Origin of the sequence: Chryseobacterium daecheongense, from assembly GCA_027920525.1 — a bacterium.
In the GTDB taxonomy this organism is placed as follows: Bacteria; Bacteroidota; Bacteroidia; order Flavobacteriales; family Weeksellaceae; genus Chryseobacterium; species Chryseobacterium proteolyticum.
Genome location: CP115858.1, coordinates 4,327,426 through 4,348,955 on the forward strand (window position 1 = coordinate 4,327,426; position 21,530 = coordinate 4,348,955).

15 protein-coding genes are annotated in these 21,530 nt (G+C 32.8%); 12 read left to right on the forward strand and 3 right to left on the reverse strand.

Going from position 1 to position 21,530, the window contains the following annotated elements:
- Positions 1 to 167: 167 nt before the first annotated feature.
- Positions 168 to 1,622: a catalase gene (locus PFY10_19430; GenBank protein WBV56362.1), complete on the reverse strand. Its 1,455-nt coding sequence runs from the start codon at positions 1,620 to 1,622 to the stop codon at positions 168 to 170.
- 1,090 nt (positions 1,623 to 2,712) lie between these two features.
- On the opposite strand from PFY10_19430, the gene PFY10_19435 reads away from it, so the two are divergent.
- The 4 genes from PFY10_19435 (at position 2,713) to PFY10_19450 (ending at position 7,713) form a co-directional block, all read left to right on the forward strand.
- Positions 2,713 to 2,883 carry a hypothetical protein gene (locus tag PFY10_19435; protein ID WBV56363.1) on the forward strand — a complete coding sequence of 57 codons (171 nt, stop codon included), beginning with the start codon at positions 2,713 to 2,715 and terminating at the stop codon, positions 2,881 to 2,883.
- Between the two features lie 144 nt (positions 2,884 to 3,027).
- The gene (locus PFY10_19440) at positions 3,028 to 4,200 is read left to right on the forward strand and encodes a hypothetical protein (protein WBV56364.1); all 1,173 of its coding nucleotides are present in this window, start codon (positions 3,028 to 3,030) and stop codon (positions 4,198 to 4,200) included.
- A complete protein-coding gene (locus tag PFY10_19445) occupies positions 4,187 to 6,361 on the forward strand; it encodes a peptidase domain-containing ABC transporter (GenBank protein ID WBV56365.1) in 2,175 nt (724 codons plus the stop codon). The genes PFY10_19440 and PFY10_19445 overlap by 14 nt, the downstream gene beginning before the upstream one ends.
- 1,064 nt (positions 6,362 to 7,425) lie before the next feature.
- Positions 7,426 to 7,713 (forward strand): hypothetical protein, encoded by a 288-nt coding sequence (locus tag PFY10_19450; GenBank protein WBV56366.1) that lies wholly within the window; start codon positions 7,426 to 7,428, stop codon positions 7,711 to 7,713.
- Positions 7,714 to 8,063: 350 nt separating this feature from the next.
- Here the strand turns inward: PFY10_19450 and PFY10_19455 are convergent, their stop codons facing one another.
- Complete coding sequence (locus PFY10_19455; protein WBV56367.1) at positions 8,064 to 8,636, reverse strand: Crp/Fnr family transcriptional regulator; 573 nt, start codon at positions 8,634 to 8,636, stop codon at positions 8,064 to 8,066.
- Positions 8,637 to 8,794: 158 nt separating this feature from the next.
- Here PFY10_19455 and PFY10_19460 point away from each other — a divergent pair, with 158 nt between their 5' ends.
- The 3 genes from PFY10_19460 (at position 8,795) to PFY10_19470 (ending at position 12,322) form a co-directional block, all read left to right on the forward strand.
- A complete protein-coding gene (locus tag PFY10_19460; protein ID WBV56368.1) occupies positions 8,795 to 10,465 on the forward strand; it encodes a GMC family oxidoreductase N-terminal domain-containing protein in 1,671 nt (556 codons plus the stop codon).
- 214 nt (positions 10,466 to 10,679) lie between these two features.
- Positions 10,680 to 11,660 (forward strand): alpha/beta hydrolase, encoded by a 981-nt coding sequence (locus PFY10_19465; protein ID WBV56369.1) that lies wholly within the window; start codon positions 10,680 to 10,682, stop codon positions 11,658 to 11,660.
- A gap of 95 nt (positions 11,661 to 11,755) precedes the next feature.
- Positions 11,756 to 12,322 carry an NAD(P)H-dependent oxidoreductase gene (locus PFY10_19470; protein ID WBV56370.1) on the forward strand — a complete coding sequence of 189 codons (567 nt, stop codon included), beginning with the start codon at positions 11,756 to 11,758 and terminating at the stop codon, positions 12,320 to 12,322.
- 212 nt (positions 12,323 to 12,534) lie between these two features.
- Here the strand turns inward: PFY10_19470 and PFY10_19475 are convergent, their stop codons facing one another.
- The gene (locus PFY10_19475; protein WBV56371.1) at positions 12,535 to 13,140 is read right to left on the reverse strand and encodes a Crp/Fnr family transcriptional regulator; all 606 of its coding nucleotides are present in this window, start codon (positions 13,138 to 13,140) and stop codon (positions 12,535 to 12,537) included.
- Positions 13,141 to 14,348: 1,208 nt separating this feature from the next.
- Here PFY10_19475 and PFY10_19480 point away from each other — a divergent pair.
- The 5 genes from PFY10_19480 to PFY10_19500 all read left to right on the forward strand — a co-directional run bounded on the left by PFY10_19480 (position 14,349) and on the right by PFY10_19500 (position 20,863).
- Positions 14,349 to 16,331, forward strand: coding sequence for an FISUMP domain-containing protein (locus PFY10_19480; protein ID WBV56372.1), 1,983 nt, complete (start codon positions 14,349 to 14,351; stop codon positions 16,329 to 16,331).
- 203 nt (positions 16,332 to 16,534) lie between these two features.
- Complete coding sequence (locus tag PFY10_19485; protein ID WBV56373.1) at positions 16,535 to 17,869, forward strand: redoxin domain-containing protein; 1,335 nt, start codon at positions 16,535 to 16,537, stop codon at positions 17,867 to 17,869.
- Between the two features lie 57 nt (positions 17,870 to 17,926).
- Complete coding sequence (locus PFY10_19490) at positions 17,927 to 18,157, forward strand: hypothetical protein (GenBank protein ID WBV56374.1); 231 nt, start codon at positions 17,927 to 17,929, stop codon at positions 18,155 to 18,157.
- 102 nt (positions 18,158 to 18,259) lie between these two features.
- Complete coding sequence (locus PFY10_19495) at positions 18,260 to 18,766, forward strand: hypothetical protein (protein ID WBV56375.1); 507 nt, start codon at positions 18,260 to 18,262, stop codon at positions 18,764 to 18,766.
- 543 nt (positions 18,767 to 19,309) lie between these two features.
- Positions 19,310 to 20,863, forward strand: coding sequence for a GMC family oxidoreductase (locus tag PFY10_19500; GenBank protein ID WBV56376.1), 1,554 nt, complete (start codon positions 19,310 to 19,312; stop codon positions 20,861 to 20,863).
- Positions 20,864 to 21,530: the final 667 nt, after the last annotated feature.

Here is a 21,530-nt window from a genome sequence, read left to right on the forward strand (position 1 = left end):
AAACGTAATTTTTCAACTATACTACTCTTCAAAATTAGGTTTTAAGTCGTCGCTGATTCGATTTATTATGTACTAAATCCCACAGTAAAAAAGTGGTGTGATGATTTATATTGCGTTAATAAGAACTGATCCAGCGGATTATAGAGCTATTATGACATCCCAATTCTTCATTCCCAAACCATGTTCATAGATATATTTAATTCCTTAGCTATTCCAATTGCGTATTCAGGATCAGCTTTATGACAATTTCTGATATGACGTATTTGAATAAACTGTTGTGCGTCTTTGATCGCTTCAGCGGTATTTTTAAATAAAAGTGATTTTTGCTCTAAAGACATTAATCTGAAGAGATTACCTGGTTGGGTGAAATAATCATCATCTTCACGATGGTCCCAATGTGTTGCATCGCCAATAATTTTTAAAGGAGGTTCACTATGATCTGGTTGTTGCTGCCATTGCTTATAGCTGTTTGGTTCATAGGAGGTGGTTGCACCATAATTCCCATCTATGCGCATTGCTCCGTCTCTGTGAAAAGAATGGTATGGGCATTTGGGAGCATTAACAGGAATTTGATGATGATTTACCCCTAAACGGTATCGTTGAGTATCACCATAAGAGAATAGTCGTCCTTGTAGCATTTTATCGGGTGAAAAGCCGATACCAGGAACAACAGAAGCTGGATTAAAAGCTGCCTGCTCGACATCACTAAAATAGTTCTCAGGGTTTTTATTAAGAATAAGTTCACCAACTTGAATTAACGGATAGTCTTTATGAGGCCAAACCTTGGTCAAATCAAATGGATTAATATGGTAATTATAAGCAGCTTCTTCTTCCATAATTTGTACAAACATAGTCCATTTAGGGTAATTCTTAGCCTCAATATTTTCAAATAGGTCGCGATGATGGCTTTCTCTATCTGAGGCAATAATTTGATTGGCTTCTTCATTTGTGAGGTTTTGAATACCTTGTTGTGTTTTCAAATGGAACTTCACCCAATACCTCTTTTGGTCATCACTTATAAAACTAAATGTATGGCTACCAAATCCATCCATGTGACGATATGATTTAGGAATACCACGATCACTCATTGTAATGGTAACCTGATGTAATGCTTCAGGGAGCAATGTCCAAAAATCCCAATTGTTGTCCGGGCTTCTCATATTGGTGCGAGGATCTCTTTTTACCGCATGATTTAAGTCAGGAAATTTTAATGGATCGCGTAAGAAGAAGACTGGTGTATTATTACCTACCAAATCCCATATTCCTTCTTCAGTATAAAACTTAATAGCAAAACCCCTAATATCCCGCTCCGCGTCAGCAGCTCCGCGTTCTCCAGCTACAGTGGAGAAACGGACAAACAATGGAGTTTCCTTTCCGACTTGGGAGAATAAGTTTGCTTTTGTGTACTGTGTAATATCGTGTGTAACTTTAAATACACCAAACGCTCCAGAACCTTTGGCGTGCATTCTTCGTTCTGGAATTACCTCTCTATCAAAATGCGCCATTTTCTCTAAAAACCAAATATCTTGTAGTAATGCCGGACCCTGTTTTCCTGCGGTCAATATATTTTGATTATCCGATATGGGTGCGCCTGTTCTGTTTGTTAATTTTAAATCTTTCATTTTTTATTTAAAATGTTTGATACAAAAGTATTTTATTTTTGGATTGGTTTACTATGGCAGTTTTTGTAAATTCTGATAGTCCAGATTGTAAACTATGATGATAACACACAATAATTTTTTATAACCAAAGTAACTTTCAAAGGATGTAAAACTCCAAAGAGAAAAGCGGATTATATATTGTGTAATAAAGGTGGTTATATTTCTTCTTCTTATTGGTATGGTGAAGATAAAATTGGAAAGTATGTTATCCGTGAATTGCATCATTGAATCTCTTTAAAGTCTATTGAGTCAAAATATTTTCATCAAAAATTTGGTTTGATAATGTTACAGGTAAGGAAATAAAGAAATTGGGAGGTTACTTATATAACAAAGTATTTCCCGAGCTAAGGAAATAATTATGTTAAATAACGGATACACCTACATAATTGACGGATAGACCTACATCCTAAAGTTCGTTATCACCTTTCTATAACGGCTTTACAGGCCATAAAAGCTATGTAATAAACATATGAGTATTAAAAAGCATTTGTTTTATAGTGGTTAAAGCCTATAAGAGGAGATCGCCTTTGGCTCACTATTCACATTTTGTCTTTCAGACACATATTCTTTATAGTCGGAAAAAACATTCGTTTTTTATAGCCCTGTCTATCAAAGGAAAAGTTGCGCAAAAAAGAAAGTTAATAGAGAATCAGTCGAAGAAAAGTAAAATATTATGGATTAAGGATAAAATCTATTAACATTTAGTTTCAGCTTACAATCACAAAGATAATTGCCTATCAAGTGCATGTTAGTACTAAAGGGAGGCTTAAGGGGAATCCTTAAAACTGATTTATTTAGAATGGATTTAAATATAAATAATATGTCACTTTATTGTGAAAAATTTATTACATTTATAAAAATATTTCAAATGGGTTGCTAATTTTTATCAAAAAAAATTACCCCTAAAATTGTTCACGCATTAGTTACTGTAACGGTGATAGTATAAAATGTAAAAGGAATTTGTATAAAGTTACTCTATCAATACAATACCAATAAATAATCTAATGTATTAAAACTTCGATTAGAGTTATTAATCTAAAATTTAATCAAAATGAAAAAATTTTTTTTAACAAAAACAGACAAAACTAAATTAAAAAAATCTGTTGCTAAGTTTGACAATCAAGTTTTATCTACTGCTGCGCTAGATATTACAAATTCCAAAGAAAATGTTATAGGAGGAGAATGGATTAACGCGTTTGGACAATGGTCTAGGAGATTTTAATTAAAGGTACTAACTGAATTTTAGAGGGTGGTATTTTGTCATCCTCTAAATTCGAATTTTAACAAAATTATGAAAGTTGATAAAGTCGTCGTAAAAATAGTAAGCAGATGCAATATTAATTGTAGTTACTGTTATATGTATAATATGGGAGATACTTCCTATGTAGAACAACCAAAATTTATTGATATTTCAACCAGTAAAAATTTTTCTAGGAAAATGCTAAAACATTGCCTAAAAAATAGTATTAAGGATTTTTTCATCATTCTTCATGGTGGTGAACCATTACTTATGGGTAAGTCTAGACTTGAGGAATTTATTGAGTGTTTTTCTATTTTTAAGGATAACTATATCAATGTGTTTTTTTCAATACAGACGAATGGAATATTAATAAATGATGAATGGTGTAATATTTTTAAAAAGCATGAAATTCAGGTTGGAATCAGTTTGGATGGGCCAAAAGAAATCAATGATTTATTTAGAGTTGATAAAAAAGGTAAAGGAACACATGATAAAGTAATGAAAGGCATTCGAGTACTTGAAAGAAATAAAACTTCTTTTGGAATACTATCTGTAATGAATTCTAATGCCTCTGCAACTACAATATATAATAATTTTATACAATCCAATATAAAGAGTTTTGATATTCTTTTTATGGATACCAACCATGATCATATTAAAGTAAATAATCAATTTTCTAGGTCAATGTTTGATTGGTATAAGGAACTGTTTGATCTTTGGTTCATAAACAAAGAAGATGTTGTAATTAGGATCTTTGACATTATAGTAAAAAAGATTTTAGGACAAGAGATTGAAATAGATATCTTGGGAACATCAGAAAATAATGTTTTAGTACTAGAAACTAATGGAGAGTTAGAAGCGGTTGATATTTTGAAAATATGCGGTGAGGGATTCACTAAAACAAACCTGAATGTCAATAATAATATTGAGATTGATGATGTTGCGAAAAATAATTTAATTAATGTATATTATAATAGTGGTAAAATGTTGGCCAGGAAATGTTTGGCTTGTCCAATTATGGAAGTATGTGGGGGCGGTTATATTGCTCACAGATATAAATCTTCAAATGGGTTTAATAATCCCTCTGCTTATTGCGATGATTTAATTAGGTTAATTACTTATATTCAAAATACCGTAATTGATGCAATGCCTTATGAACTTAAACAGGAGACTCAAATTGAAAAATTAACATATAAAGATGCTATCCGAAGCATCAATGAAGCATTGCCAACAATCCCGGAACCTACCTATACTAATCTATTGGAGAGTTTTCGTAAACCTGATTATGAAGTTATTTAAAAAGACTTTTCCTTTTCTTAGACAATTGGATAGTCAAGATTGTGGAGTAACCTGTATTAGGATGATTGCTAAATATTATGGAATTAATATTTCGAATACTAATCCTGTACTTGTAGAGAGTAATTTATTAAAACAAGGAATTACTATATCAGATTTAAATGATACTGCAAAAAAATTAGGATTTAATACCTTAGTAGTAAAGTTAGATTTTGAAAAGATGATAAATAATGTTCCACTGCCCGCTATCTTTTTTTGGAATCAAAATCATTTTATAATAGTATATAAGGTTGTAAATAAACAACTATATGTGGCCGATCCAGGTTTTGGGAAAATAGTATATTCCCAAAAAGAGTTTTTAAAGGGATGGGCGCAAGAAAGTGATGAAGGTATTGTTTTATTGTTAGATCCAACAGAAAAATTATTTGATATACGAGAGAAAAAAAAAAAGAAAAATGATTTGCAATATGTAACTCAATACCTCGTAAAACATAAAATACAACTTTTTTTAATAGCTCTAACCTTATTAATATCCTCCTGTATAGAACTAATTTTCCCTTTCTTTACCCAGAAAATTTTAGATAAAGGGGTAGTATTAAAAAAAATTTCTATCATCTATCTAATTTTAATTGCACAAATTTTAGTGTTTGTAAGTCGTATAGGATTAGAGTTTTATCGTTCATGGTTATTTATTCATATTAGTAGCAGAATTAGTTTATCAATTATTTCTGATTTTCTAGTAAAATTGATGCAGTTGCCATTAAGATTTTTCAACAGTAAAAATATTGGAGATCTGATTCAAAGAATACAAGATCATAATAGAATTGAATCATTTTTATCGAAAGATTTAATTCAAACTGTTTTCTCATTTTTTAGTATTGTAATTTATATCTGTATTTTATTTTACTTTAATATTAATGTTTTTTTAATTGTTTCTATAGGAACTATTTTAGAACTTTTGTGGATTTTTAAATTTTTGCATAAAATAAAATTACTAGATCAAAAGACATTTACCCTAGAAATAAAAGATAAAAATAAGATTTATGAATTAATTAGTTCCATGCAAGAAATAAAACTTAATAATTTAGAAGAAAATAAACGTAACGAATGGCAAAAGATCCAAACTAATATCTATTTAAATAATATTAATAAGCTTAAAACTACTCAAAAATATGAAAGTTATAGATTCATTGGATTCTTTCAGACTATATTAGTTATTTTTGTGTCATCAATTGCAGTAATGAATCAAACATTAACCATTGGCAGTATGCTGGCTATTATGTTTATATTGGGAGGTATTAATGCCCCCATCGGACAATTGATAAACTTTGTATTACAATATCAATTAGTAAAAGTAAGTTTTGAAAGATTAAATGAAATTCATAATAAACCTAATGAAGAGAATCTAAATAAAATTTCATATTTGGAGGACATCAAAGATATAAATATCGACAACGTTTCTTTTTCTTATGATAATTCAAATTACATATTAAAAAACATCTCTTTAAAAATTCCAAAAGGTAAGACAACTGCTATTGTAGGAGTTAGTGGAAGTGGTAAAACCACACTTTTGAAATTAATTCTTAAATTCTATCAGCAACAGCAGGGAACAATTTTAATAAATGATAATACCTTAGAGGAAGTAGAAAATACTTTTTGGAGAAGTAAATGTGGAGTAATATTACAAGATAGCTTTATTTTCTCTGATACGATTTCATACAATATTTCTTTAGAAGAAAACGCTAATCAAGAAAAAATATTGAATGCTATTCGATTAGCAAATGTTAATGACTTTGTTGATAAATTGCCCCTTGGATTAAGCACAATCATTGGTTCAGAGGGTATTGGAATAAGCCATGGACAAAAGCAAAGAATTTTAATAGCAAGAGCTATTTATAAAAATCCTGATTATCTTTTTTTTGATGAAGCCACGAATTCTTTAGATTCAAATAATGAGGTAATTATAATTAATAATATTAATCGTTATTTTAATGGGAAAACAATGATTGTTGTTGCACATAGGCTATCAACTGTAAAAAAGGCAGACCAAATTATAGTTTTAGACAATGGAAGGATAATTGAAAAAGGAAATCATAATGAATTGGTAAAATTCAAAGGAAAATACTTTGAACTTATACAGAATCAACTTGAATTGGGCATATAAAATGGATGGTAAATCAAATAAAAGTTTAATAGGGAAAATTCCACATTATCTTACTGTTTTAGGTATCATTTTGTCAATAGTAAGCATTCTATCTTTAATTTTTGCTTTTTATATTCTCTTTCAGTAACTATTTTCATCAAAGTTTGGCTTGATATTGTTACAGAGCAAATAAATAACTTCAGAGGTTATTTATATGACAAAGTATTTCCCGGATTTAATAAGTAATTATGGTAAATTGCGAACGACTTACATAATTACAAACATAATGCATTAAAGTTATGGCAAAAGTTAGTAAATCCGCCATGTAAAAAACTGGTTCTTTATTAATATAGATTAAGGAGAAATTTATATAAAAAATTAATTTTCGACCTTTAAATTAAATATAATTTTTTATGGAGAAAAAAGCACTACGCAGCTTTTAATATGGATAGTATTACTTGTAATAAATGGTAAAATACAGTCACAGGTCAAATTTGATCTTGAGGAGCAGAGTACGTGAACAAAAAACATTATAAAATCGAGAAGTCTTACCAGATATTTCGAGTGATTCTACACCGCTTTTAGAAAAGAGTCTGGTAAAAATAAATGACAATCTATACAGACGCACTAGTGGTACATTACCAGCACTGCATAGCGGGTTAGTACTTATTACTAAAAAGTTGCAGTTGATCCTACCGGAACACAAGCTGCTATTTGGCTACAATCTGAGATCAAGAAAAGATTTAAGGTAAATGTAAAGTATGTTATTCTAACGCATGCTCATTATGACCATGCAGCTGGATCCCAAGTATTTCAGCGGTCTGGGGCATATGTTATTATACAAAAAACGGATTAGAGCCTATTATCGGAGAAAAATTACCAGTTGCTATCCCGGATGTTGTATATGATAGGGAAATGCAAATCAAATTGGCGGGTGAATTAATATTACTTAAGCACATTGCGCCAAGTCATTCTAATAGTATTTCTGTAGTTTTGTTTCCAAATCATAAGGCTTTACAACTGACTGATGTAGGAGAATCTAAAACAATGCCATACAATGATTTTCTGGATTTTTATTATGACGGTTGGGTAGCTACTTTAGACTGGCTTTACAGCAAGATGTTGATTATATTGATGTTGGCCATTATACACTTACGACAAAAGATGATATAAGAAATGAAAAAGTCTATATGGTAGATCTTCATCAACAAGTATTAGATTTAGTAAGAAAAGGAGAAAGTTGGGATCAACTTTATCGTAATATCAAATTTTCGGATGACGTGAAAAATTGGGGTGGATTTGAAACAATGAATAAATTAAATATTCTTGGAATGTATCGTTGGGTGATTAACCATAGAAGAGGACTTTGGTAAATTTGAAACTATGCTATGCCTACTGATTTTAATTCGGAGCAACAAGTTAAATAATGAAATTTTAATTTTTTTTCGCTAATTTTTATCTATTTGTAACAAACTTCAAATTTTCATTTTATTTCAGTTTATTGATATATAAATATCAGTTTTAATTCTTATCATTTTTTTGTTAGAATTTCAGTTGATAGGGGCATTGGAACTCTTATCTTGTTTGGTTAAAAAATAAATGCAACAAATAGATATTTCATATTATTTCGTAGCATTTATTTTTACGGGATTTCTAATACCTATATTTTCCATGTCTGATTTAGCTCAGTAATTCTAAATTATAAGAAATTGTCTAGTAGTAATTACATTTTTTTACGGAGGTAGCTTAGATGTTCGGGAGTCATATTAAGATAAGTAGCAATATCCTTAAAAGAAATGTACTCGGATAAGTTAGGGAATTGTTGTAAAAAATTGTCATAACGTTCTTGTGCAGATAGTGATAACATTTCAACAACTTTTTTATGTTGAGCAATTAAAGCCCCTTGATATATTTTTCTGAAGAAAGTCTCCATTATTGGATGTTGAGATAAAAGTTTGTCATATGAATTTTTTGATATTCGAAGCACTTCAGTATCTACTATTGCCATTATTGAATAATCTGAAACGGTTCCGTTAAAAAAGGAATTTAAATCTGAAGCCCACCATTGTGGGGGAAGAAATATTATTGTGTGATCTTTTCCATGTTTATCAGTATGATAAGTTTTAACACAGCCAGAAATAATAAAATATTGATAATTACAGACTTCACAAGGAATTTGTAAATAGTTTTTTTTTTCGATTTTCTGATATTCAAATGATTGGATAAGTGCTAATTTAAGTTCTTCATCTGTTTCTATATAGTTTCCTACATAGTTTAGAAAAAAATCGTTAGGCATAATGATTATTTTTATATTATACGTTCGTACAATTACAAATTTTATACCATCAGGCAGGCCTACTTATTGTAATAAGCCGTCATTTGATCTCTTAAGAATTATTAAGAAGTAATTAGTAATTGATAAATAATTTTGTTTCAAGTTTTAAAAAGATACATATGGAACGAAGAGAAGCTATTAAAATTGGTGCATTAACGATGGCTACAGGTTTAATAGGAATTACAACTAATGCTATGAAAAATACTCTAGATAATTTTGGGGTAGATTTGGATTATGATAATAATCAGGAAGGTGATTTTGATGAGGATAAGCCTTACGATTTTATTATTGCAGGAGCTGGGTCAGCGGGTGCTGTATTAGCAAATCGTTTATCAGAGGAAAAGAAGTGGAAGATTTTGTTAATAGAGGCAGGATTGGATTTTAATCCCGAAAGTAATCCGGAACTTATTTATAGTAGCAATATAATTGCTGCAAATTTGGATAAGAGATATGATTGGGGTTATAAAAGTACTGAACAAGAATATGGTAATGTTATTATTGCACCAAGAGGAAAAGGAGTTGGAGGCAGTTCTAATATCAATGGTGCAGTAGCAGTTCGAGCTTTAAAATTTGATTTTGATCGTTGGACAAAAATGGGACTTGAAGGTTGGAAATTTGATGATGTACTACCATATTATAAAAAAATGGAAAGTACAGAACATGGATCAGATAAGTGGCATGGGAGAAAAGGACCTTTTCCTATTCATCAAATGGAAAAGCATTATATAACGCCAGTGCAAAGTGCGGTTGTTGATACTGCAGTTGCTATGGGATATAATGAAGTTATGGACTTTAATGATCCGAATGAAAATAATGGAGCGGGTCCTATTCCTATGAATGTTATTAATGGTGTACGTGTAAATGTAGGGATTGCTTATCTTAATAATCAAGTAAGAAAACGTAATAATCTCCATATTTTAAGCGAAAGCTTAATAGATAAAGTAATAATAGAAAAAGGAAAAGCAAAGGGTATTTTATTAGCAAATGGGAAGCGAATTTTTGGGAGAGAAGTAATACTATCTTCAGGAGCTTACGGTAGTGCTGCAATTTTAATGCGATCTGGTATTGGACCAGCGAAGGACCTAAAGGAGTTGGATATTGATGTCGTTTTAGATGCCCCAGTTGGAAAGCGTTTACTTGACCATCCTTTTTACTGGATGAATTTTGCGGCAGTACCGGAGAAAAATACAAGAATACATCCTGTAGTAGGATCGCAGCTCTGGACTAATTCTACTAGAGCTTCCTCAAAGAATGAGCTTGATATAGCTATCTCACCATCACATTTGGTAGACCCTTCTACTAGCCCTACAAAATCAATATTTACTCTTGGATTGGAACTCATGAACTGTCAGTCAGAGGGATCAGTTAAATTGGCGAGCAAAAATCCAGCTGATATGCCGATTATCGATTTTAGGCACCTAACATCAGAGGAAGATATGTTACGGATGATAGAATGTTTTAAAATTGCCCGTAAAATGGTTACAGTTAGTCCATTAAAGGAGTTTTATCATAGCGAAATTTACCCAGGCTCTGATGTTCAAAGTGATGAACAGATTAGAAAAGCCCTATTAAGTGGAGTATCCACACTCCAGCATCCTTGTTCAACAGTTCCAATGGGTAAAGAAGGAGGTGAGAATTCAGTAGTAGATGCTGAAGGACGTCTATATGGTATACAAAATCTAAGAGTTGTTGATGCTTCTATATTTCCTGAAATTCCTCTTATCAACTTAAATCCTCAAGTTATAATGGTAGCAGAAAAGATAGCGGATAAAATTAAAGGTAAAATTTAATTAAACAAAGTTACAAGAGCAAGATTAGAGGTTACTGATTAATAAGGTGGATGCTTTTATTAAATCCTTATAAATGAATTTTCTTGACACTAATTTATCACACTCTCGAAACTCAGAACTTTCAGGGAGGGTTGGAAAGAAATAGTTAATGGAACTTTTGTATAGGATTATGATGAAGTAAAATTACATTAATAAATTCAAGTATAGCGAACCTATGGATAAAATAAACCGGCCTATTGAAAATGATTCAAATATTTTGAAGGATATTCGGTCTTTTCTTATAAAGATGAATAGTGAAAATCCCAAAACAAATGATGAAATGAGTATAGAAGATACTAGAGATATGCTTATTAAAAGTAGTACATCTATGAACTTTGATTACTCAGATATTGATGTTTTCAATATGGATATTCAGCAAGACGGGATATCTATAAATATTAATATTGTAAAGCCAAAAAAGGCAGAAGGGCAACTTCCCGTATTTATGTTTTTTCATGGTGGCGGTTGGACTTTTGAGGATTTTTTAACTCATAAAAAATTGGTAAGGGATCTGGTTGTTGAAAGTGGAGCTGTAGCAGTATTTCCAAATTATACCTTGTCTCCTGAAGTAACATATCCTATTGCTCTTAATCAAGTATATGCTGCTACAAAGTGGATTTCTTTTCATGGAGACAAAATTGGGGTTGATGGGAAGAAATTGGCTGTCGTTGGAAATAGTGCAGGAGGAAATTTAGCAGCAGCAGTAGCTTTAATGGCGAAAGATAAAAAAGGGCCTAATATTCTGTATCAGATTTTATTATGGCCTGTCACCGATTCTGATTTTTCTCGAGAGTCATATAAAAAATACGGACAAGATAGGTTTTTAACGACTGAAACAATGAAGTGGATGTGGGATAATTATGTTCCTGACCTGATTAAAAGAAAGGAAAAGTATGCTTCTCCAAATCAAGCGTCTATTGAGGAGTTGCAAGGACTGCCTCCAGCGCTTATTCAGATTGCTGAGAATGATATACTTTATGACGAAGGAATAGAATATGGTCGAAAGCTTGACGAGGCAGGAGTTGCAACTACAATTGCTGTTTATAAGGGATTAATCCACGATTATGGTAAGTTAGAACATCTTTCACATATTCAGTCTGTTAGGGATTCTGTTACACAGGTAGCAATAGCTCTTAAAAATATACTTTTTAAGTGAAAAAAATGAGTTGGGCTATTTGTATTTATTCCTATCTGGTAGATTTTATTAAAATATGAGTACAATTAATATTAAGGAAAACAGCAATAAAAATTATGGGAAAAGTTATAGGAATTCTTGCAGGAAGTTTGCATAGAGATTCATTTTCAAAAAAAATAGCCAAAACAATTAAATCCTTTGTCCCGCAGGAGGGATATGAATTTAAAATTATTGATTTGGAAGGATTACCCGTGTACAATCAAGATTTTGATACCGACAAAAATATTCCTTGGGCTATTGAAAGATTTAGGGCAGATATGCAAAGTGTAAATGGTGTTATATTTGTAACCCCGGAATACAATAGATCTGTTCCCAGTGTTTTAAAAAATGCAATTGATATAGGCTCAACACCATTCGGAAAGAGTATTTGGAACGGGAAACCGGCAGCAATTTTCAGTCATTCTCCTGGGAATATTTCGGGTTTTGGAGCTAATCATCATTTAAGACAAAGTCTTGTATTTCTTAATATGCCAACCATGCAACAGCCAGAGGTTTATATTACAAATAGTGATGCGCTGTTTTCTGTAAATGGAGTTATGATTGAAGGCAGCACAAAAGATTTTGTAAGGAGTGCAGTGAACTCTTACATTAAATGGTTTGAAAAAAGCTACAGTACTATTTAGATTACTATCGGAAGTGTCAAAAAGAAGAGATAGAGAGATGCTACTTTTCACAAAGTTATTTAAGCCCCCTGCTATTCTGGGAATTCTTGTTCTTAAATAACTTATCACTTTAAAATTGAAAATAACCAATAATACAAAAAACGGTTAATAGCCTTTTGTATTATTGGTTTATTTTTTCAATAATTATTATTAAAAAGTAATATTATATTAGATCAAGTGCTAGCAAAGCTGTTTTTTTCGTCGTTAAGCATCTTTTTACGTAGAAAACTTAAGTGCTCCGGTGTCATATTTAGGTATGAGGCAATATCTTTATACGAAACATGTTGAATAACTGAGGGGTATAATTTAAGAAAATTTTCATATCGTTCTTGGGATGTTAAAGAAAGGATGTTTACCAGTTTGGTCTGTTGCGTTGTGAGTGCTCCTTGCAATATATTTCTGAAGAAAGTTTCCATTATTATATGATTAGCCAATAGTTTCTCAAATGAGGGTCTTGATATTTGTAAGACTTCTGTTTTCATAATTGACATTATTGAGTAATCTGAATGTAATCCATTGATAAATGAATTCAGATCTGAGGCCCATAGTCCTGGGGATAAAAATGAGAGAATATGATCTTTCCCATTTTTATCCGTATAGTATGATTTAAGACATCCTGAAATAATAAAATATATAAAATTACAAGGTTCTCCAGCCAATTGTAAATGAGTTTTACTTTTTATTTTCCTATATTCAAAAAGCTTAGTAAGAGATACTTTTAATTCATCATCTACTTTGATATATTCTTCGACATGCTTTAAAAATAATTTGTATACCATTTGTTATTGTTTATTATATATACTGTACTTAGGTTATTATGACTAATAATTTATCATATCTCTTTTCAATGATTGATCAACAAGATTCTATTTAATAGAGTACTGTTATTTTAATTTCTAATATAATCCCTATATAGTCAGATAAGTTGTATAAGAAATAAATTATATCAGGCTTAAAGTATTTAATATGCTATATGATACATATTTGCCTATGATATTTAAATTTAGACAAAAAGATGATGTACTATCCTTAAGATATCTTAAGAAAATTTAAGCTCTATGGGTAAAACAATATAAAATTTTTGCGTAGCAATATCTATTCAGAATATTTGTTTCTAATTAGGGAAATTATAAATTGTTATTAATTAGCTTGTTAGTGCAAATGATCGGCAGCAGATGAATGCAAAATAGATAATCATTTAATATAATGAAAATTATATTTTAAGGATGGAATTATTAATTATTCATTCTGAGACTGGGCTTATTTTTAAAATAATCTTATCTATCTAATGAGTTTGAGCAAATTCATAAGTATTAAGTTGTGGTTTCTTTGCATAGTATATTCTAACTAAAAGGATAATTTTGACAAAAGTAAAAATCACTTGTATTATTTAAAAGCAAACTAGTATCACATTAATATCACTTATTGGATTTCATAAGATTTCTATGATGGGAATGAATGTATAAATGACGACCTTTAGCTAGTTTACTTTGTTCGTAGAACTTTGAAGCTTTTTATCATATATTTTCAGGGCATATTACCATTATCAAAGAACTTATTTTGGAATAATTGTAATAATGAATAAAATTTATTTCCTGAATTTGTGATTTGATATGAATTTTATTTAACTTTACATTATTCTGTTATGAAAAAATAATGGGTTTTCTTAATTGTACTATAATTGTTAATGATTTCTGTTCTTAAGAAATCTTAAGAGTATTTGAGCTGTATCGTAGTAATTTTGCAAAAGATATTACATAGTAGTGACTAAGGATATTTTTTTTGATCAATATGGGAAGGGTAATTTTTTCAAGTTCATTTTGATCTTAGATAGTTCTAATGCGATTATTCATTAAAATAATAATAATCATAGTCACAAAAGCTTAAAATTACATCTATAGAAAAATCTTAATTCTAAAAAAGTTAGGTCTTTTCTATACACTTATTATTATATAATAGCAACTTATAATTTAATAAATTATCACAGATGAGAAAAACACTATTACTAATTTTCGGATGCTTTTGTTGTATTGCTTTGAGCGGTCAGGTAGGCATCAATAATACGAATCCCAAGGCTACATTAGATGTAATGGCCAAAAACAGTGATGGGAGTAGCGCGGAGGGTCTTCTTGCCCCTCGTTTAACAGGCGATCAGATTCAATCAGGCAATTCCCGTTATGGTTTGGATCAGGCGGGAACTCTTATTTATGCCACTTCTGGAGTAAGTAGCCCAGATGCTGTAACTCAAAATATTACCACTGCTGGTTATTATTACTTTGATGGTACTGCCTGGCAGGTTTTGGGAGGTAGTGCAGGAGTCTCTGATTATAATATTTATGATTCAGATGGATCTCTTTCGGGTAATCGTCAGGTTGATTTGTCAGGAAAGAACCTTGGTTTTACAGGCGGTAATGTTGGTGTTGGAATTGCAGTAGCGGATGCTTCAGCAATATTAGATGTAAGCAGTACGACGCAGGGTTTTGCTCCTCCTCGTGTTACCAAAGTACAAAGGGATAATATTGTATCCCCAGTTTCCGGTTTGATTGTTTATTGTACAGATTGTGGAGTGGGTTCTACGGGTTGTTTATCCCTGAATTTGGGAACTCCTGGAGCACCTAACTGGAGCTGTGTAGGCTCTACAACATCTTCTACCGTGGTAACTTCCGAATGTACCGGTTTTTCAGGTACCTACACTTCGGGCTCAGCCTTATCAGGAGCCAGTTATAAAGTAACGGTAACGAATAATTCTTTTTCTTCTGCGACGATCAATTTTTCTTCGGGAGATTTGGTTTTAAGTGGTATTACAGGTCTAACGGTTGGTACTCCCACTTTTTCAGGAGGATCAGTAAGTGGGAGTAATGTTACTTTGACTTCTGGGCAGACAGTTGTTATAAGCTATCCTATTACGGGTACTCCGGGAGCCAATGGTACCCTTACGGGTGTCTGGACAAAGCTTTCCCTTTCTTGTACGAGTAGCCAAATAGTAGGTAAGGGTACTGCCCGTTTTACTCTTCCTCAAAACCTGTATGTTGCTTCTGTGAATTTGGGAGGAACAGGAGATGTCCAGGGAGTTGTAGATAACGGATCTAATAAGCTTACGATTCAAGTCCCTTATACTGGAGGGAAAGGTAGTTATGACGCTTATACGAGCGCATGGATTTCCAATAATTCAGGAAGTGGCCAGGGAGGAGACACTAATAAGTTTAGGGTTTCTTATCCTGCGGGAACGTTTAGTAGTTCGGGAAGTATTGCGGTGAGTATTGAGGTAGATGGGGATGGTAGTTTTAATGCCTTAAAGCTTCTTCCTGGAAATACTATGGTTTTGGGAACGCTTCCTTTTGCTCACAATGGCATTTATGATGGCGATATCATCATCCATATTGTAACGTGTGGAGCATTTATAGCACCGGGAGTCTTTAAGGCGTTTATGTGTCATAATTTAGGGGCTGATATGAATGCAGATCCCTTCCAACCTTCGGCCTCTATTCACGGAGCTAAATACCAATGGGGAGCTAAGACAGGCCAGGCAGGACGTTATATAAGCCAGGCGGATGATCAGGCTAATAGTGGTGCTATTGGAGGATGGATTAGTTCTCCGCTTCCTAATAACAGCTGGTCTGATACAACGAAGACTGCGCAGGATCCATGTCCTGTAGGATATAGGGTTCCTACAAATGACCAATGGCAGAAGGTGATTGCTAATAATAGCTTCACTACTACAGGGACCTGGACAAATAGCCCAACGAATTACAGCAGTGGAGGCAAGTTTGGAAATACATTATTTCTGCCAGCCGCCGGCAGCCGTAACAACGTGAATGGAGCCCTGTTCAGCCGTGGCAACAACGGGTACTATTGGAGCAGTACGCAGTACGCAAGTGCCTACGCCTACAACTTGAACTTTGGTAGCACCGGGGTGAATGTCATCACAAACCGTACAAACGGGTACAGTGTTCGTTGTATTCAGGAATAGGTTTTCATTTTTCATATTAAGCAAACCCTTGGTGGCTTTTGCCACTAAGGGTTTTTTTACTATTTAATGTCCCGGTTTAGGGATAAACTGGATTTTTCTTACCATACTTAACTTATAGTTGAGCTTTGTTTATCGTGTATTTTTAAGAATAGTCCGTGTTATAGATGTAGTTTATCAAAATTTACAGATCATAATTTTTATCTATGAAAAAAATAATAGTATTAATTTTAGGGATTTTCTTTTTGGTATCCAAAGGGCAGGATATTGCAATGGATTTTCCTTATTTTAAAGGCAAGAGCTACGATTTTGTGCTCTTTCAGGGGAGTGAGGCCAAAACAGTGTTCCAAGGGACAATTCCTGAAAACGGGAAGTTTATTTTACATATTCCCAAGGAGTATGCTCCCTATCGGGGTATGAGTCGTTGGCTTATCACCGGGAGTAAAGAAGGGGGCGGACTTGATCTGCTGATCCCGGGGCACAGCTTCTCGGTAAGCTGCAGTGAAGAAAAGCCCACGGATAAGAACATTATCTACACCAATAATACGGAAATCCCTGAGCTTAATAGTCTTTATAAAAAAGAGCAGGCGATCTTCGCCAGATATGGAGCCATGCTCCAGGCCACGAAATCTTTTTCAAAGACGGATAAAAACTATTTGATTTTTGAAAAAGAGGCTCAAACTCAAGTTCAGGCTTATGGGGATTATCAGGGAGAGCTAAAGAAAAACAAGAGTTATGCATCAGGCCTTATCAATATCATTAATATTACCCAGGGTATAGGAACTGGTCTTTTTGAAGCGGAGGAAGAAAAGGCAAAAAACATCAGTGATTATATTACCAGGGATCTCGATTGGGACGCCCTGTATACTTCCGGGCACTGGACGGAGGTGATCGCTTCCTGGGCAGATATTCATGCCTTAGTATTGGAGGATCCTAAGTCCTTTGCCAAAGATGTAGAAACCGTAAGCTCCCGAATCAAAAATCCTGCGGAGTATAGGGATTTTGCAGAAAGACTGGCCGTGGCGTTCACCCGTAACGGGAGAGATGATTTTATCAGTGCTATTACGCCCATCATCAGGGCTTGCGGCAAGATAAGTTCTTTCGAAGGCCCCTTATCTGTTTTTGTATCTGCAGCAGTAGGAATGCAGGCTCCAGATCTTGATCTTCGTGCTTCGGGATATAAAGTTCTTAAAAGTAGTTCCTTTTCAGGAAAGGGTTATGATAAAACACTATTACTTTTTTACCGATCAGATTGTGGTCCCTGTGAAGATCTTTTAAAAGATCTTAGTGGGAAATATGATATGCTAAAATCAAGAGGGGTTCATATAATCTCTGTCTCCGGTGATCAGGCAGAATCGTTATTTAAAGAAAAGGGCAAGGAATTACCCTGGGAGGATAAATATTGTGATTATAAAGGTTTTGAAGGGGTTAATTTTAGAAATTACGGTATATCGGGTACCCCTACTGTTTTTCTAATTGATGGTGAGGGTAAAATAATAGAAAGAAGGGCTTCCCTAACGGATATTATGGGAAGGTTATGATAAGATCGTAAAATAGAAAGTTTTGCTTTCATAGGAAAAAATAAAAAAATAGAAGTATTGATAACAAAAGATAAAATATTTTCAATGAGTATTGATGAAGCTTTCATAGAAGAACATTTATTAGGAAAAAGCCCTAAAGAAATAGTTTGTTTTATGTCCAAAGTTCCAGATGCAGAAAAGGGTAATGAGTGGATGTATGTTACTAAAAAATACTTGTGGGGGATGTATAAAAGGAGGCTTTATTTGTATTTTCATAATGGAGTGGTGAGCGAATATTATTGTGAGTAACAAAAAGTGGAAGATCTGGATAATCCCCTTGGAATTATAATTAATAGAGCGGGATCGATGAACACAAGATAACCTATAATAAATAAACTAAAATCCATAAAAATGAAAAGAGTACTATTAATCAGTATGTTGTTTATTGGAAGTTTGTATAATGGACAAATAGCAATAGGAAAGTCTGAGCTTACTAATGAGTCTGTTTCTCTGGAGTTCTCTGGTGCAGAAAACCGGGGTCTTATCCTGCCTTATGTAGAAGATAAGACAGGTATCACCGAAAATGGGACTTTTATATTTGATACAACAGACAAAAAGGTAAAATTATTAAGTAGTGGTGTATGGCATGATTTGAGTGTTGATCCGGGAGGAGTTGTAGATTTAAGCGATCAAAAGGATAGGGAAGAAAATGCAGACGGTAAGGTGGGTATTGGTAAGCAAAGCGCTGTTATGGGTATTCTGGTCCTTGAGGACAGTGATAAGGCCATGATTCTCCCTAAGGTGGCTAGTCCCCATTTAAATATCATCAATCCTTCTGCCGGAATGATGGTGTATGATACAGTAGCTCGTCAGTTAGCCGTTTATAATGGGAGTGTATGGTCTTTTTGGAAGCCATAAAACCATAAAAAAACCATAAAAGATATGGCGTTATAGCTACAGTTATAGCTATTAATCATAGGAGGTAAGTTGTCATGATCATTCTTTATTCTTTACCTATTCTTTCAAAACAGAAGTCTATCTTTTTTAAAAAGATGGACTTCTTTATTTTATTTAAGCTTATAAAGTTTTTAGATTTATCATTCTCTTAATATATCTTAAGTTAATTATTGATGCTATAAGCTAATTTTGTAATACAAGCTATTCTATTTCAGTGCTTTGGATAAATGAGTGATTGATTCCCGTAAGTATTTATTTTTAACCGTGTCATCTAATTTACAGCTTGATAATTCGGAGTGATAGAATTTGGATTTTTATGATAGAGAGCTGTTCTTGAATTTTTAAGAAAAAAATATAGACTTATACCCAACAATTATCTCAACATTTTAAAGTGAGCAGAAATGCTATTATAGTTGGAAGACAAGATTTTTAGTTTAACTAAACCTTGGATGTTAAATTACTTAATAAGAGATACTAACATATTTATAAAATATAATTAATTATATGGGAAAACAAGAAAATACTATAGGTCAGAAATATGATCATATTGTAATAGGTGCAGGGTCAGCCGGATGTATTTTAACAAGGAGATTACTTGACGCGGGTAAAAAAGTTTTGCTTATTGAGGCTGGGCCTATTGATAATAAACCCGAAATACATGATCCAATGGGATCTATAGCATTATGGAATTCGGATGTTGATTGGGCCTTTGAGACAGAGCCTCAAAAATTTGCTAATAATCGTAGGTTACCCTTTCCCAGGGGAAAAACTTTGGGAGGGAGCAGTTCATTTAATGGAATGATCTATGTAAGAGGTGCAAAACAAGATTTTGATACCTGGGCCTATTTGGGAAACCATGGTTGGGATTATGAATCAGTAAAAAATAATTTTAAAAGATTCGAGCAATTTATTCCTGAAGAGGATGCTATTAATAAGGATGAATTGGGAACTAAGGGTGATTTGCCTATAACTTTAAATCCCCAACCGACCGATATTACAAAGGCGTTCATTGCCGATGCTGTTGATTTGGGAATTCCTTATAACCCAAATTATAATGATGGTAATGAGATGTTTGGGGCCTATCATACATGGTTAACCCTTAAAGATAACAAAAGGATGAGTAGTTGGGTTGCTTTCCTGGAGCCTTTAAAAAATCATCCTAATCTTACTGTTTTGGTTAATGCCAATGTTACTCGGGTAGTATTTTCTGGCGAAACAGCAGTTGGTGTAGCATATACCATTGATTCTTCCGAAGATGAAGAACAAGCTTATGCGAAAGATGATATTATATTAAGTGCAGGTTCAATTAATACTCCAAAGATATTAATGCTGTCAGGAATAGGAGATCAGGAGCATCTTAAAGAAGTAGGTATTAGTTCTAAAGTACATTTACCAGGTGTGGGACAGAATTTACAAGACCATATTAATGTTCCGCATGTATGGGAGACACATGAAAATATTCCTCTGTCTAAAGCCCAAGGTTTGGAAGGAACATTTTTTTGGAAAACAAAACCAGATATGAAGGTACCGGACATGCAACCAATTCTTATAACATTTCCATATCCCATGGAAAAATCACCTGAAAATGGTTTTACAATTGTTTCAACATTATTACACCCACAAAGTAGAGGGATAATTAAACTAAAATCAAACAACCCCAATGATAAACCTATTATTGATCCGAGATTTTTAGAAGATCCGGATGATTTGAATGCACTTGTACTGCAAACGCTTTTTCTTCGTAAATTAGTTACTGGAAAGCAAATGGGGTCGCTTATTAAAAAGGAATTTTCTCCAGGAGCTGAAGTTGATAGTATTGAAGATCTTGAAAACTTTATTAAGGCCCATGCTGTCAGTGATCACCACCAAGTGGGTACAGCTAAAATGGGTGTAGACAAAATGGCAGTTGTCGACCCACGGTTAAAGGTATATGGTGTTAAGAATCTTAGAGTAGCTGATGGCTCTATCATGCCAATGATAAACACAGGTAATACAAACGCAGCTTGCATTATGATCGGAGACCGTGCTGCTGACTTTATACTAAATTCGGAAATATAGTGTTATTTTAATATTGAATATTTGATTAGTTTTTAAAGGCCTGGATTAAAATAATCCAGGCCTTTTATATAAGATATCATAAAAGTAAATAATTCACATATGATAAAATTCTTAAAATATAATATATATGATAAATACTTTCGTATATGTATAGATTTTATATTAGAAAGTATATAGAACAAAGATAAATGGTGAAAAATCTTCCTTTTACTTGGAGCTTTTTTATACAAAAAAACATTAAATTCAATAGAAAGTGAATAATATTTCTTAAGATTATTATCAGTTGGATGATTTACCTTTGTTTTACAAAAGAAGATTTATTAATATAAGTGTATTTACTTAAATCCGGAGTTACTCTTCACTAAGTATGATGTTGCTTTAATTTTTATTATTAGATGTACTTAAGTATGTAAGTGCATCAATAGCAATTAAGGGTAATATCTGTTTCTAATACATAAAATTTAAAGGAAATTAACAATGCGGAAAGATAGATTTCTAGGGCTCATTTTATTCATTTTTTTAGTGACCTTGAAGGGATTGCATGCACAAACGATTAATTGCCCGGGCCCGACTTTAAATATACCAGTAAACGGTGAAGTTATAGTTAATGAGATTAAGGTTACAACTGTTTCAACAGGAAATGTGGTCAGCTTTAACGACAGCTATC